The organism is Rhizobium sp. O111, from assembly GCF_055616315.1.
Genome location: NZ_JBSHXL010000002.1, coordinates 1,267,631 through 1,281,203 on the forward strand (window position 1 = coordinate 1,267,631; position 13,573 = coordinate 1,281,203).

The 13,573-nt window shown below is 63.1% G+C and carries 11 protein-coding genes and 1 riboswitch; of the genes, 4 read left to right on the forward strand and 7 right to left on the reverse strand.

Annotation, left to right across the window (positions count from 1 at the left end):
• Window positions 1-34: 34 nt before the first annotated feature.
• Window positions 35-976, forward strand: coding sequence for a carbohydrate ABC transporter permease (locus ACVTFQ_RS25410; RefSeq protein WP_047504975.1), 942 nt, complete (start codon window positions 35-37; stop codon window positions 974-976).
• Window positions 969-1,817 carry a carbohydrate ABC transporter permease gene (locus tag ACVTFQ_RS25415; RefSeq protein ID WP_113177448.1) on the forward strand — a complete coding sequence of 283 codons (849 nt, stop codon included), beginning with the start codon at window positions 969-971 and terminating at the stop codon, window positions 1,815-1,817. Before ACVTFQ_RS25410 ends, ACVTFQ_RS25415 begins: the two co-directional genes overlap by 8 nt.
• Before the next feature lie 17 nt (window positions 1,818-1,834).
• Here the strand turns inward: ACVTFQ_RS25415 and ACVTFQ_RS25420 are convergent, their stop codons facing one another.
• The 5 genes from ACVTFQ_RS25420 to ACVTFQ_RS25440 form a co-directional block, all read right to left on the reverse strand.
• Window positions 1,835-2,599 (reverse strand): 3-oxoacyl-ACP reductase, encoded by a 765-nt coding sequence (locus tag ACVTFQ_RS25420; RefSeq protein WP_113177447.1) that lies wholly within the window; start codon window positions 2,597-2,599, stop codon window positions 1,835-1,837.
• Window positions 2,596-3,417 (reverse strand): bifunctional hydroxymethylpyrimidine kinase/phosphomethylpyrimidine kinase, encoded by an 822-nt coding sequence (gene thiD, locus ACVTFQ_RS25425; protein WP_113177446.1) that lies wholly within the window; start codon window positions 3,415-3,417, stop codon window positions 2,596-2,598. Before thiD ends, ACVTFQ_RS25420 begins: the two co-directional genes overlap by 4 nt.
• Window positions 3,414-4,049 (reverse strand): thiamine phosphate synthase, encoded by a 636-nt coding sequence (gene thiE, locus ACVTFQ_RS25430; protein ID WP_113177445.1) that lies wholly within the window; start codon window positions 4,047-4,049, stop codon window positions 3,414-3,416. Before thiE ends, thiD begins: the two co-directional genes overlap by 4 nt.
• Window positions 4,046-4,849 (reverse strand): hydroxyethylthiazole kinase, encoded by an 804-nt coding sequence (gene thiM, locus ACVTFQ_RS25435; RefSeq protein ID WP_113177507.1) that lies wholly within the window; start codon window positions 4,847-4,849, stop codon window positions 4,046-4,048. Before thiM ends, thiE begins: the two co-directional genes overlap by 4 nt.
• Before the next feature lie 48 nt (window positions 4,850-4,897).
• Window positions 4,898-4,993, reverse strand: a riboswitch (TPP riboswitch).
• A gap of 77 nt (window positions 4,994-5,070) precedes the next feature.
• Window positions 5,071-5,541, reverse strand: coding sequence for an Lrp/AsnC family transcriptional regulator (locus ACVTFQ_RS25440; RefSeq protein ID WP_047504963.1), 471 nt, complete (start codon window positions 5,539-5,541; stop codon window positions 5,071-5,073).
• 120 nt (window positions 5,542-5,661) lie between these two features.
• Here ACVTFQ_RS25440 and putA point away from each other — a divergent pair, with 120 nt between their 5' ends.
• Window positions 5,662-9,372, forward strand: coding sequence for a trifunctional transcriptional regulator/proline dehydrogenase/L-glutamate gamma-semialdehyde dehydrogenase (gene putA / locus ACVTFQ_RS25445; protein WP_113177444.1), 3,711 nt, complete (start codon window positions 5,662-5,664; stop codon window positions 9,370-9,372).
• A 217-nt stretch (window positions 9,373-9,589) separates the two neighbouring features.
• Window positions 9,590-11,317 carry a peptidoglycan D,D-transpeptidase FtsI family protein gene (locus ACVTFQ_RS25450; protein ID WP_113177443.1) on the forward strand — a complete coding sequence of 576 codons (1,728 nt, stop codon included), beginning with the start codon at window positions 9,590-9,592 and terminating at the stop codon, window positions 11,315-11,317.
• 59 nt (window positions 11,318-11,376) lie between these two features.
• On the opposite strand, the gene yghX is transcribed toward ACVTFQ_RS25450, so the two are convergent.
• Window positions 11,377-12,264, reverse strand: a complete 888-nt coding sequence (gene yghX, locus ACVTFQ_RS25455) for a YghX family hydrolase (protein ID WP_470424157.1) — start codon at window positions 12,262-12,264, stop codon at window positions 11,377-11,379.
• 85 nt (window positions 12,265-12,349) lie between these two features.
• The gene (locus tag ACVTFQ_RS25460) at window positions 12,350-13,549 is read right to left on the reverse strand and encodes an MFS transporter (RefSeq protein ID WP_113177441.1); all 1,200 of its coding nucleotides are present in this window, start codon (window positions 13,547-13,549) and stop codon (window positions 12,350-12,352) included.
• Between the last annotated feature and the right edge of the window lie 24 nt (window positions 13,550-13,573).

The following is a 13,573-nucleotide window of genomic DNA, read 5'->3' on the forward strand; positions in this document are numbered from 1 at the left end:
CGCCGCAATTTGATGTCTGGAATGTGAGGTCCCCATGGCCAATGTCAGCGCCGCCGCCGCAATCAGACCCGCGCGCATACCGGCCACCCAGTCCGCCCGGCGCAAACATCCGGCCGTTGCCGGCCGCCTGCCCGTACTGCTGCTTTTCCTGCCGCCGGCGCTTCTGCTGTTCTCGATCTTCGTGATCCTGCCGATGGGCGAGGCTGCCTGGTACAGCCTTTACAAATGGGACGGCTATGGTCTGCCGACGCAATATGTCGGCATGCGCAACTTTGAGCTTCTGTTCAAGAACGGCGCCTTCCTTACCGCGTTGAAAAACAACGCGATGATCATGGTGATCTCGATCGCGATCCAGATTCCGCTCGCCATCTGGCTGGCGATGATGCTGGCGCACCGCATCGCCGGTGTGGTTGTCTTCCGGCTGATTTTCTTCCTGCCCTACGTGCTCGCCGATGTCGCGGCCGGCCTGATCTGGCGCTTCGTTTATGACGGTGACTACGGGCTCTTCGCGTCTATCGCTCATCTGCTCGGCGTCGAGACGCCCTATGTGCTGGCCGACAAGGATCTGGCGATGTACGCGGTGCTCGGCGTCATCGTCTGGAAATACTTCGGTTTCCACATGATGCTGTTCATCGCCGGGCTGCAATCGCTCGACAAGAGCGTGCTGGAGGCCGCCGAAATCGATGGCGCCAGCGGCTGGCAGCGGTTCCGCTACATCACCCTGCCGTTGCTGGGATCGACGGTGCGTCTCTCCGTCTTTTTCGCTGTCGTCGGCTCGCTGCAGCTGTTCGACCTCATCATGCCTCTGACGGGCGGCGGCCCCTTCAACGCCACGCAGACGATGGTGACCTTCCTGTTCAACTTCGGCGTCGCCCGCATGCAGGTCGGGCTCGGAAGTGCGGTCGGCGTCGTGCTCTTCCTGATCTGCGTCACGCTCGCCTTCAGCTACAAACGGATATTCATGCGCCATGACTGACGTCGTTTCATCCGATCGGCTCAATGCCGGCACCAAAGCCTATCTCTACACGTCGCTGGTCATCATCTCGGCCATCGTCCTGATCCCGCTGGTCACCACAGCGCTTGGCGGCTTCAAGGATCTCGGCGACCTGCGCACCAATCCATTCGGCCTGCCGGTCGAATGGCATGCCGAAAATTACACCGATATCCTGTTCGGCGATCGCTACTGGCGGCAGATGGTCAACTCGCTGCTCATCGCCGCGCTCACCGTCTTCCTCACCGTATCGGTATCGGCCATGGCGGCCTTCACCTTCGCGCATGTCCGCTTCTTCGGCGCCGACTTCCTGCTGAACTATTTCCTGATCGGGCTGATGTTTCCGGCCGCGACCGCCATTCTGCCGCTCTTCATCCGCATCCGCGATCTCGGGCTGCTCAACACATACTGGGGCGTGGTGCTGCCGCAGGTGGCCTTCGGGCTTGGCATGAGCATACTCTTGTTCCGGAATTATTTTCGCAACCTCCCGGAAGAATTGTTCCAGGCGGCGGTGGTCGATGGCTGCGGCTACATGCGCTTCTTCTGGCATATCTGCCTGCCGCTTTCGCGACCGATCATCGCGACGGTCAGCATCATCTCCTTCGTCGGCAGCTGGAACAGCTACATCCTGCCGCTGATTATGCTGAACTCGGAGAAGATGTACCCCTGGCCGCTCGGCATCATGGTCTACCGCGGCGAATTCGGCACCGCCTGGCAGCTGGTGCTCGCCTTCATTACGCTGACCATCATGCCGACCGTCATCGTCTTCTTCCTGGCGCAGAAGCATATCATCGCCGGCTTGACCGCAGGCGCGGTCAAGTCGTGATGATAGCCCGGTGACGTTCAGCCAAAAACAAGGCCGCCATCGACAATAAGGTTCTGGCCGGTAACCGCCCGCGCCCAAGGGCTGGCGAAGAACAGCACGGCGTCGGCGGCTTCTTCCGGCGTCGTCACGCGGCGCAGCGGCGTGCTGCCGGCAACGAGATCGAACACCGCCTCGGGCGTCCCGGCGCTGGCATCGGTGGTCCGCAACAATCCGCCGGAGACCATGTTCACGGTGATCCCATCAGGTCCGAGTTCGGCAGCGGCGGTGCGGGTCAGCGACAACAATGCACCCTTTGCCGCCGTATAGTCGTGATAGGGAACAACCGGGTTTTGGAAGAGATTGGTGCCGATCGTGACAACGCGTCCAAAGCCGGCTGCGGCCATTACCGGGCGCGTTGCCTGGATGAGGTTCAAAGCACCCTTCACCGCCGTATCGAGTTGCGCGGTCATTTCTTCCCAGCTGAGCTCGCCGAGTTTCGGGCGAGCGTCGCCGTTGAAGCTGAAATCGGCGAGCGCATTGTGCACGACTGTCGTCGGCGATCCGAGCCTGCGGGTAACATCGGCCACCAGCTCGCTCACGGCCGCGCCGTCGCGGATATCGGCCTGAAACGCATGCGCCCGCTCGCCGAGGCTTTTCGCCAGCGCCTCGGCCTGTTCCCGGCTGTTGCGATAGTTGATCGCCACCTTCGCGCCCTCGCGGGCGAAAGCCCTTGCGATCGCCGCCCCGAGCCCGCGCGCGGCGCCGGTTACGATCACCGTCTGCTCACTGATCGGCAATGTCATTTCGCGTCTCCTTCCGCTGTCGTCCAAAGTTCGTGAAAGTGCTGGACCGGGCCATGTCCCGAGCCGACGTCGAGCGTGCCGGCAGCAGCCACCGCGCCGGCGAGATAGGTCTTTGCGGCTGCCACCGCCTGTGGCAGCGTCGCGCCCTTGGCAAGCTCGGCCGCAAGTGCGCTCGACAGCGTGCAGCCGGTGCCGTGGGTGTTTGCGGTCGGGATCCTGGCGGCCTCGAACCAGGCGAGGCCGTCTTCCGTTGCCAGCACATCGGGGCTCTGGTCACCCTTGAGATGACCGCCTTTGACAAGCACGGCAGCGGCCCCCAAAGCGCGCAGCGCTTCGGCCTGCTCGCCCATCTCCCGGCGACTCTCGACCAGATCGGTGCGCAGCAACGCGGCTGCCTCAGGCAGATTGGGCGTCAGGAGCGTCGCAAGCGGCAGCAGCCTGCGCAGAAGCACATCGACCGCAGCGGGATCGAGTAGCTTCGCACCACCCTTGGCCACCATCACAGGATCAAGCACGATCGGGATGCCGGTATGAAGCTTGAGAACGTCGGCGACCGCATCGGCGATTTCGGCATTGGCGATCATGCCGATCTTGACGGCATCGACGCGGACATCGGCGAACACGGCCCTGATCTGATCCGCCACGAAGCCTGGCGGGACAAGATGAACGCCGGATACGCCCTGCGTATTCTGAGCGGTCAACGCGGTGAGCGCCGCCATGCCATAGACGCCCCGCGCGGCAAACGCCTTGAGATCGGCCTGGATGCCCGCGCCGCCCGATGGATCGGATCCGGCGATGGAGAGAACGTTACGGATCATCGTGATCTCCCTTGAATTGCCTCTGAAAGCTCGCGGGCGGCGGCGCGAGGATCGGCCGTGCCGCAAATTGCCGAGACGACAGCAATCCCGTCGGCGCCGGCTGCAAAAACACCGCTGACATGCGCAAGCTTCAGCCCACCGATGGCAACGGAGGGAACCGGGCAGGCGGCGACGAGACGTGCAAGACCGTCGAATCCGATCGGCTGCTTATGGTCCGGCTTGGTCGGCGTCGCGAAGACCGGCCCGATGCCGGCATAATCGACCAATGCGGGATCGACCGCAGCCGCGAGCGCCTCGGTCTCCACCGACAGGCCGAGGATCATGCCGCGCCCGATGCGCTCGCGCGCGGCGCGCACGACCATATCGTCCTGGCCGACATGCAGTCCATCGGCGCCGATCGCGATGGCCGCCTCGACATCGTCGTTGACGACAAGCAAAGCGCCCGTCCCGGCAAGCGCTTCCTTCAGAGCAAGGCCGGTCTCGATCATGCGCGCGGTGGAGGCATGCTTGTCGCGCAGCTGCACGACCGTCGCGCCACCGGCAACGGCGCGCCTTGCTGTTTCGACCATGCCGATGCCGGCGCAAAGCTCGGGATCGAGGACGAGATAAAGCGAAAGATCGATCCCTTTCATAGCATCCGCACCCGCGCATTGTTGTTGATCGCGGCGCCGTCTGTCGCCGCGAGGACGTCGAGAAACCGCCAGGAGAATGAACCCGGCCCCTCCGCACCGCGCGCCGCGTCTTCACCGGCGACGGCGAACATGGCGAGTGCTGATATTGTCGCCTCAAACGGTGCATCCGGCCTGATCGCGGCGAAGGCGCCGACGAGGCATGTCAGCGAGCAACCGAGCGCCGTCACCTGCGGCATCAGCGATGAGCCGCCCTCGATGCGGCAGGCGCGCGCGCCATCGGTGACAAAGTCGACCTCGCCCGTTACCGCGACCACGGCCTGATGCTTGTTTGCGATATGGCTGGCTGCAGCTTCCGCCTGCTCCACGGGATCACGGCTGTCGACGCCCTGCCCCCGGCTCTCGCCACCGGCGAGCGCGATGATCTCGGAGGCGTTGCCGCGAATGATGGTCGGGCGAAGCGCCAGCAGATCCGCGACGGCTTGCCTGCGAAAGGCAGTCGCATAGTGGGCGACGGGGTCGAGAACCCATGGCCTAGCGCTGGCATTCGCCGATCTGGCGGCGGCGCGCATGCCGTTCATCCAGCTCGGCGAGAGCGTGCCGATGTTAACAGTCAGCGCGCCGGAGATGGCCGCGAACTCGCCGGCTTCTTCCTCGGCATGCACCATGGCTGGCGACGCGCCGGCCGCGAGCAGCACGTTTGCGGCGACGTTCATCGCAACGAAATTGGTGATGCACTGAACGAGCGGCTTTTGCGCACGCATGGCATCAAGCATCGAACCGGGAGATCTGTCGTCTTTCATCATGCCCCTTTCGGGCGGGGCAAGACGCGGGAACCCTGATAGCAATGCCGAAGGGTCCGAGCGACTCCCTCCGCCAGCATTATCTGGTTCAGGTTCAAAGGGTACTTCTCAGTCTGCCGTCGGCAAACGCCCCTGTCTCTCAATGGGTCTGTTCTGTCAGAGAAGCCGACCGCTGTCACGCGCAAAATGACAGGAGCCCAGAGCCCGCAATCGACCGCCGATCAGGCGCCGTTCTCCTTGATCGCTTCCATGGCAACGAAGGTCGATGTGTTGGCGACGAAGGGAAGGCTGGAGATCTTCTCGCCCAGCACGAGGCGATAATTGGCGATGTCGGACGTGCGTATCTTCAGCAGATAATCGAATGCGCCCGCGATCATGTGGCACTCCTCGACTTCCTGCAGCTTGCGAACCGCGACGTTGAACGCGTTCAGCGCGTTCTCCCTGGTGTCGGAGAGTTTCACCTCGGTAAACGCCACATGGTTGCGGCCGAGCTTGTTGACGTCGATGATGGCGCGGAAGCCGAGAATGTAGCCATCCTCGATCAGCCGCTTGAGCCTGACCTGGCAGGGCGTGTTGGACAGGCCCACGCGTTTGGCGAGGTCGGTCACCGACATCCGGCCATCGGCGACGAGCGCCTCAAGTATGCGTTGATCAAATTGGTCGATTTCTCTTATATTTCCCGCGCCAGCCACAATAATTCCCTTCAATATGAATATTGAATAGCGAACTAAAGACTAGAACGCTCAAAATCAAGTGAAATTGACTTTTTGAAATCTGCTAGCTTTCCAACATCAGCGGATCAGGAGCCCAGCATGGCAATCACCACCGACGCGGCAGCAGTCGAAGTCACAGTAGAGCAGGCCAACGGCTCTGCAAATCCCTTTGAAGGATTTGCCACTCCGATCAGCGAACAGAGTGATCTGCGCCGCGCCATCACGGCTGCCTACCGCACGCCGGAGACGATCTGCGTGCCACGCCTGGTTGAGGCAGCCGCCCTTCCCGGTCACGTCAGGAAAGCCGCCGCCGACACCGCCCGCAAGCTGATCGAAGCGCTGCGCGCCAAGCACAAGGGAACCGGCGTCGAGGGACTGGTGCACGAATACTCGCTCTCCAGCCAGGAAGGCATCGCGCTGATGTGTCTGGCCGAGGCGCTGCTGCGCATTCCCGATACGGCAACGCGAGACGCTCTTATCCGCGACAAGATTTCCGAGGGCGATTGGAAGGCACATCTCGGCGGCGGTCGCTCGCTCTTCGTCAATGCCGCGACCTGGGGTCTTGTCGTCACCGGCAAGCTGACATCGACGGTCGCCGACCGCAGCCTTTCGGCTGCTCTGACCCGTCTGATCGCCCGCTGCGGCGAACCGGTGATCCGCCGGGGCGTCGACATGGCGATGCGGATGATGGGCGAGCAGTTCGTCACCGGCGAGACCATCGACGAAGCGTTGCAGCGGGCAAAGCCGCTCGAGCAGCGCGGCTTCCGCTATTCCTATGACATGCTGGGCGAAGCCGCGACGACGGGCGACGACGCGAAGCGCTACTACAAGGATTACGAGACAGCGATCCACGCCATCGGCAAGGCGTCTGATCGGCGCGGCATCTACGAAGGGCCGGGCATCTCGATCAAGCTTTCGGCGCTGCATCCGCGCTACGCGCGCGCGCAGAGCGCCCGCGTCATGGACGAGTTGCTGCCGAAGGTGAAGGCGCTGGCGCTGATCGCCAAGTCCTGCGACATCGGCCTCAACATCGACGCCGAAGAGGCCGACCGCCTCGAATTGTCGCTCGACCTTCTGGAAGCGCTTTGCCTCGATCCCGATCTGGAAGGTTGGAACGGCATGGGCTTCGTTGTCCAGGCCTATGGCAAGCGCTGCCCCTTCGTGCTCGATTTTATCATCGACCTCGCGCGCCGCGCCGGCCGCCGCATCATGGTGCGCCTGGTGAAGGGCGCTTACTGGGATGCGGAGATCAAGCGCGCGCAGGTCGACGGCCTCGCGGACTTCCCTGTCTTCACCCGCAAGATCTACACCGACGTTTCCTACATCGCCTGCGCCAGGAAGCTTCTGGCGGCGACCGACGCCGTCTTCCCGCAGTTCGCGACCCACAACGCCCAGACACTGGCGACCATCTACCAGATGGCCGGCTCGGATTATTATGTCGGCAAGTACGAGTTCCAGTGCCTGCATGGCATGGGCGAGCCGCTTTACGACGAGGTGGTCGGCAGGCAGAACCTGAACCGCCCCTGCCGCATCTACGCCCCAGTCGGCACGCACGAAACGCTGCTTGCCTATCTCGTGCGCCGCCTGCTCGAGAATGGCGCCAACTCCTCCTTCGTCAACCGGATCGCGGATCCAAACGTCTCCATCGACGAACTGATCGCCGACCCGGCCGAGATCGTCTCGAAGATGCCGATCGTCGGGCAGAAGCACGACAAGATCTCGCTTCCCGGCGAACTCTACGGCACCCGCGTCAACTCCGCGGGCCTCGATCTCTCCAGCGAAACGGTACTGAACCACCTGTCCCATCTGCTGGGCGAAAGCGCCACTAGGGGCTGGCGCGCCCTGCCGAGCCAGGCGACCGACATCAACGGCGCGCGCGACGTGCTCAACCCCGCCGACCATAGGGACGCGGTCGGTCAGGTGCGTGAAGCAACGCCATCGGAGGTCGCAGCAGCGATGCAGGCGGCGAAGGCGGCAGCGGCATCCTGGGCCGGCGTTTCGCCCGCCGATCGTGCCTCGTTGCTCGACACCGCCGCTGACATCATGCAGACACGCATGGAGACGCTCCTCGGCCTCATCATCCGCGAAGCCGGCAAGTCGGTGCAGAACGCCATCGCCGAAGTGCGCGAGGCGATCGACTTCCTGCGCTATTATGCCGAACAGGCGCGCCGGACGCTGGGGCCGTCACACGCGCCTCTGGGCCCTGTCGTCTGCATCAGCCCGTGGAACTTCCCGCTGGCGATCTTCAGCGGTCAGGTCGCCGCGGCACTCGTCGCCGGCAACCCGGTTCTGGCAAAGCCCGCCGAGGAAACGCCGCTGATTGCTGCGGAGGCCGTCAGGATCCTGCATGAGGCGGGCATTCCCCAGGATGTCGTACAGCTGGTTCCGGGCGAAGGTAGCGTCGGTGCGGCGCTTGTCGCTGCGCCGGAGACGGCGGCCGTGATGTTCACCGGCTCGACCGAAGTTGCCCGGCTGATCCAGGCAGAGCTCGCCAAGCGGCTCTCCGCCGACGGCAAGCCGATCCCGCTCATCGCGGAAACCGGCGGCCAGAACGCCATGATCGTCGATTCCTCGGCGCTTGCCGAGCAGGTCGTGGGCGACGTCATCGCATCGGCCTTCGATAGCGCCGGCCAGCGCTGCTCGGCGCTGCGCATTCTTTGCCTGCAGGACGATGTCGCCGACCGCACGCTGACGATGCTGAAGGGCGCGCTGCGCGAACTGACGATCGCCAACACCAATCGCCTCTCCGCCGATATCGGCCCCGTCATCACCGCCGATGCGAAGGAGATCATCGAGACCCACGTGAAGTCGATGCAGGCGCTTGGCCGCCAGGTCGAACGCATCGAGCTACCGACAGAGACGCAGCATGGCACATTCGTCGCTCCGACGATCGTGGAGCTCAAGAACATCGCCGAACTGAAGCGGGAAGTGTTCGGGCCCGTGCTGCATGTCATCCGCTGGCGCCGGCAGGATCTGGACCGGCTCGTCGATGAGATCAACGCCACGGGCTATGGCCTGACCTTCGGCCTGCACACGCGCCTCGACGAAACCATCGCTCGCGTGACCTCCCGCATCGAGGTCGGCAACGTCTACGTCAACCGCAACGTCATCGGCGCCGTGGTCGGCGTTCAGCCCTTCGGCGGGCGCGGACTTTCCGGAACTGGCCCGAAGGCCGGCGGACCGCTCTATCTCGGCCGCCTGGTGAAGACGCCGCCGATCCCGCCGCAGCATAGTTCGGTCTACAGCGATCCGGCGCTCTCGGATTTCGCCAAGTGGCTCGACGAGCGCGAACTGCATGAAGAAGCCGAGATGGCCCGCAATCTCGGCAGCCAATCGGCGCTTGGTCTGGAGAGCGAGCTTACCGGCCCTGTCGGCGAGCGCAACATCTACGCTCTGCACGCACGCGGCACCATCTTCTGCGCACCGGTCTCGGAAGTCGGCCTGCATCGCCAGATCTCCTCGGTGCTGGCAACCGGCAACAAGGCATTCATCGAGTGCAGCGACAGCCTTCGCAGCAGCCTGAAGGACCTTCCATTGAGCGTCTCCCAGCGTATGCACTTTGGTAACGGCAGGACCGCGAGCGAGATCCTCTCGGGCGCGCTCATCGAAGGTGACAGCGCCCGCATTGCCTCGATGCAGCAGGAAATCGCCGCCATGTCCGGCCCGCTGCTCCTGACGCAGGCGGCCTCGACGGCGGAGCTGGAGCGCAATCCCGAAGCCTATTGCCTGAACTGGCTGCTGGAGGAGGTTTCTACCTCTATCAACACCGCTGCCGCCGGCGGCAATGCGAGCCTGATGTCGATCGGCTGATCGCCTGGGCGCTTTGTGGAAACAGGGCGTCGGACAAGCAATAGCAGCACCCGCCTAGGCGACGTCGCCACCTTCAGTAGAAAGGTGGCGACCTTGGAATGACTTCTTTGTGAAATGCGCCAAGCCGAGGCAATTCGTTAACACCGCATTAACGTTCTCGGCGCTAGCTGATGCGCACTAACAATTCGTATGCGCGCTATCGAGCAAGCTGGATCCGATGTCCATTCTCCAAACTCTAGCATCCAGAAGCGGGCGGCTCGTCAGCCTGGAGTTCGGCTCTCGCGATGGCGGCAAGCGCCTGGTCAAGCCGCGCCGCAAGGCGCCCACGCCGAGATCGCGCCTGGCGATATTGGGCACCGTGCTGGTGCTTGCCTACAGCGTCATTGGCGGCAAGCTCATCTATTACGGCGTGCATGGCGACCCCTCCACGTCCGCCATCCTGCCCAAGCCTTCGTCGGTCGCATCGCGCCCCGATATCCTGGATCGCAACGGAGAGCTGCTTGCGACCGATATCCGCACCGTGTCGATGTTCGCCGAGCCGATCAAGATCGTCGATGTCGATGACGCGGTCGAAAAGCTCGCCACCGTCTTTCCCGATCTCGACAAGCGCTCGACATTTCAGAAACTCTCCAACCGTCGTTCGCACTTCGCCTGGCTGAAGCGCCAGCTCAGCCCGAAGCAGCAGAGCGAAGTGCTGAAACTCGGCATTCCCGCCATCGGCTTCCGCCCCGAGGTGAAGCGCTTCTACCCCGGCGGCCGCACCGCCGCGCATATTCTCGGCTATGTCGACATCGACAATCACGGCGTCAGCGGCATGGAGAAATATCTCGACGATCAAGGCCTCTCTGCGCTCGCCTCAACAGGCCTCACCATCGCCGGCAGCCTGGAGCCGGTGAAGCTTTCCATCGATATCCGCGCGCAGAACGCCGTGCACGATGTGGTGGCGGATGCGATCGGTCGATATCAGGCGCAATCGGCCGGAGCCGTCATCCTTGATATCTACACCGGCGAGGTGCTCGCCATGGCCTCGGCACCCGACTTCGATCCGAACGATCCGCAAGCTGATGGCGACAAGGGCTGGCTCAACCGGATGTCGAATGGCACCGACGAGATGGGCTCCGTCTTCAAGACCTTCTCGATCGCGATGGCGATCGACACCGGAAAGATCAAGCTGTCCGATACGTTTGACGCAAGCACACCTCTCCATTACGGCGGCTTCACGATCCACGACGACCGTGACGTTCCGCGGCGCGTGTTGTCGATCCCGGAAATCTTCCGTTACTCCTCAAACGTCGGCACCGCCAAGATGATGGATGTCGTCGGCATGGATATTCAGAAAGAATACCTCACGCGCTTCGGCCTGCTCTCGAAGATGCAGACGGAGTTGCCGGAAGTGAAGGCGCCGAGCCAGCCGAGGGTCTGGAAGAAGATCAACTCCATCACCGCCGCCTTTGGCCACGGCGTTGCCACGACGCCGATGCAGACGGCAGTCGCCGGCGCAGCTCTTCTCGACGGCGGCGAACTGATCGAGCCGACCTTCCTGCCGCGCACGCGTGAAGAGGCTGCCGAGACCGAACAACCAGTCGTCAAGAAGAGCACCAGCGACACCATCCGCTATCTCTTCAAGCTGAATGGCGAGCAGGGCACAGGGCGAACCGCCGATGTCCCCGGCTTCCATGTCGGCGGCAAGACCGGAACGGCCAACAAGGTCATCCACGGCGTCTATTCGCACAAGCTGAGCTTTAACTCTTTCCTCGCGGGCTTCCCGATGCAAAACCCGCGATACGTGGTCTTGTCGTTCATCGATCAGCCCCTGACGGGCTTGCACAACCTGAACCTCGCCGCAGAGACCGCAGCGCCCATGGTGGCCGATATCGTCAAGCGGGTCGGGCCGATACTGGGCGTTCAGCCGGATTTCGGACAGAACCTGTTGGTCGGCTACTGATCGGATGCACCTAGGCCTTCAACCGCCGGCATTGGCGGTCGAAAGCCCATTGACTGCGCCTAGACCAGGTATTTCTTGAACCAGGCCACAGTCCGTTCCCACGCAAGCTTGGCAGCCGCTTCGTCGTAGCGCGGGGTCGAGTCGTTGTGAAAGCCATGGTTCACGCCGGGATAGATGTAGGCCTCGTAGACCTTCTTGTCGGCCTTCAGCGCCGCCTCGTAAGCCGGCCAGCCGTCGGTGATGCCCTTGTCCAGTTCCGCGTAGTGGAGAAGCAGCGGCGCCTTGATGCGCGCGACGCTGTCGGCACTCGGCTGGCGCCCATAAAACGGCACGGCGGCGCCAAGTTCCGGATAGGCAACGGCCGCGGCATTGGCGACGCCGCCGCCGTAGCAGAAGCCGGTAATGCCGACCTTGCCTGTGGTCAGGTCGCTCTTCATCAGAAATTCGATCGCTGCGAAGAAGTCGTTCATCAGCTTTTGCGGATCGACCGTCTGCTGCAACTCGCGGCCCTTCTCGTCATTCCCAGGATAGCCGCCGACAGACGTCAGGCCATCGGGCGCCAGCGCGATGAGGCCGGCCTTGGCAACGCGCCGCGCGACGTCTTCGATATAGGGGTTGAGCCCCCGGTTTTCATGCACGACGACCACGCCCGGCACCTTGCCCTCGGCCTTCGCCGGCCGAACCAGATAGCCGCGCACGTCGCCATTTCCCTTGGGCGAGGGATAGGTGATGTATTCGGCGACAATATCGGGATCGGTGAACTCCACCTGCGTCGCCAGAGCATAGTTCGGGCTCATCGAGGAGAGGATCGCAGCGGCGGTCAGGCCGCCGACGGCGAACTTGCTCGCTCGGTCGAGGAATTCGCGTTTGGTGATCCTGCCATGAGCGTAATAATCGTAGAGTTCAAGCAGTTCCTGGGGGAAGTCCTTCGCGGTCAGCCGATTCATGATTGATCCTCCATCCATCCGTCTCAGTTGCAATACTACACGACCGTTTCCCCTCGTCAGTTCAACATTGCGCTACCAGCAGGGCTCAGCGACGCCCCAGGCGGTCGAAATACAGGAGCATCGCCAGCCCGATCACGCCGGCAAGCGCGCCGATTAAGGCGGTGCCGGAATAGCTGCTGACCGCGGTGCCGATGGCGAAGAGCAATGCGCTGAGGCCGGCGCTGATGAAGATGTTGACGGAAATGAGCGCGCTGCCCAATCCCGGACGCTCCGCGATCAGGTCCTGCAGATAGGTGATCGGGATGCTGATCAGCGCAGCCGCCCCAATTCCGCTGATCAAGGTGAGCGCGTAGACATGCCAGGGCGCTGAGGCGAAACCGAGCAGCGTGAGATAGACGACATAGATGCTTGCGCCGATCGCGAGCGCCGTCACATGGCTCATGATCCTTTGCGCCCGCCCCCAGACGATGATGAAGACGACTTCCAGGAAGGCGACGATGCCGATGAGGACGCCGAGATCGGCGACCGTCCCGTGCGCGGCGCCGGTGACGATCAGCGGCAAGATGGCGCCGTTGATATGCAGCGTAGAGCTTATGAGCGCGATGGCGATGACCCGCACAAGCACTGGCGGCGAAACGACTTCGCCGAGCGCCGCGAGATAAGAGAGGTGGCGGCTCGCGGCCTTGTCGGTCCCCGTCTGGCGCGGAAGGAAAATGGCGATGAGCCCAAAGCAAGCGGCGCAGGCAATGCCGGCGAACAGGTAGGCCGGCAGCATGCTTGGCGACCGGGCGAGCAACACGCCGGTCAGACCGGGTACCAGGACCCAGGAGAGCGACATCATCGCGCGCACACCGGAATTGACCCTGGCGACGTCGTCGCGCGACATGCCGGTTGTTCTTCGGCGAACGTTTCCGAAGAGCAGCGAATTCAGCGAGCCATAGACCGGCAGGAGCAGCAGCGCGCTGACCACGAAGGTCGCCTGATGCGGCAGGATGTAGATCGCACCATAGCCGAGCACGCCAAAGATTGCGGTCGCCAGCATCATGGTACGGTATTCGCCAAGCCGGTCCGCCAGATTGCCGAGCAGGATGCTGACCGTAACGTTGACGGCCGCGGCGGAAAAAATCAGCGCGGAGTAGAGCCCGTTGCTCAAGCCCAGTTCGCGGATGCCGACGACGGATTGATAGGGAGAGGTGGCGGCACTTGCGACGCCGAACATAAAGAGGGCGAGCATGCTCACCCGAATGGTCGGGTCGCGGAAGACGGCGGGAAGGAAGCGGGTCATGTTCGAATTCGTGGCGGTGGCGGC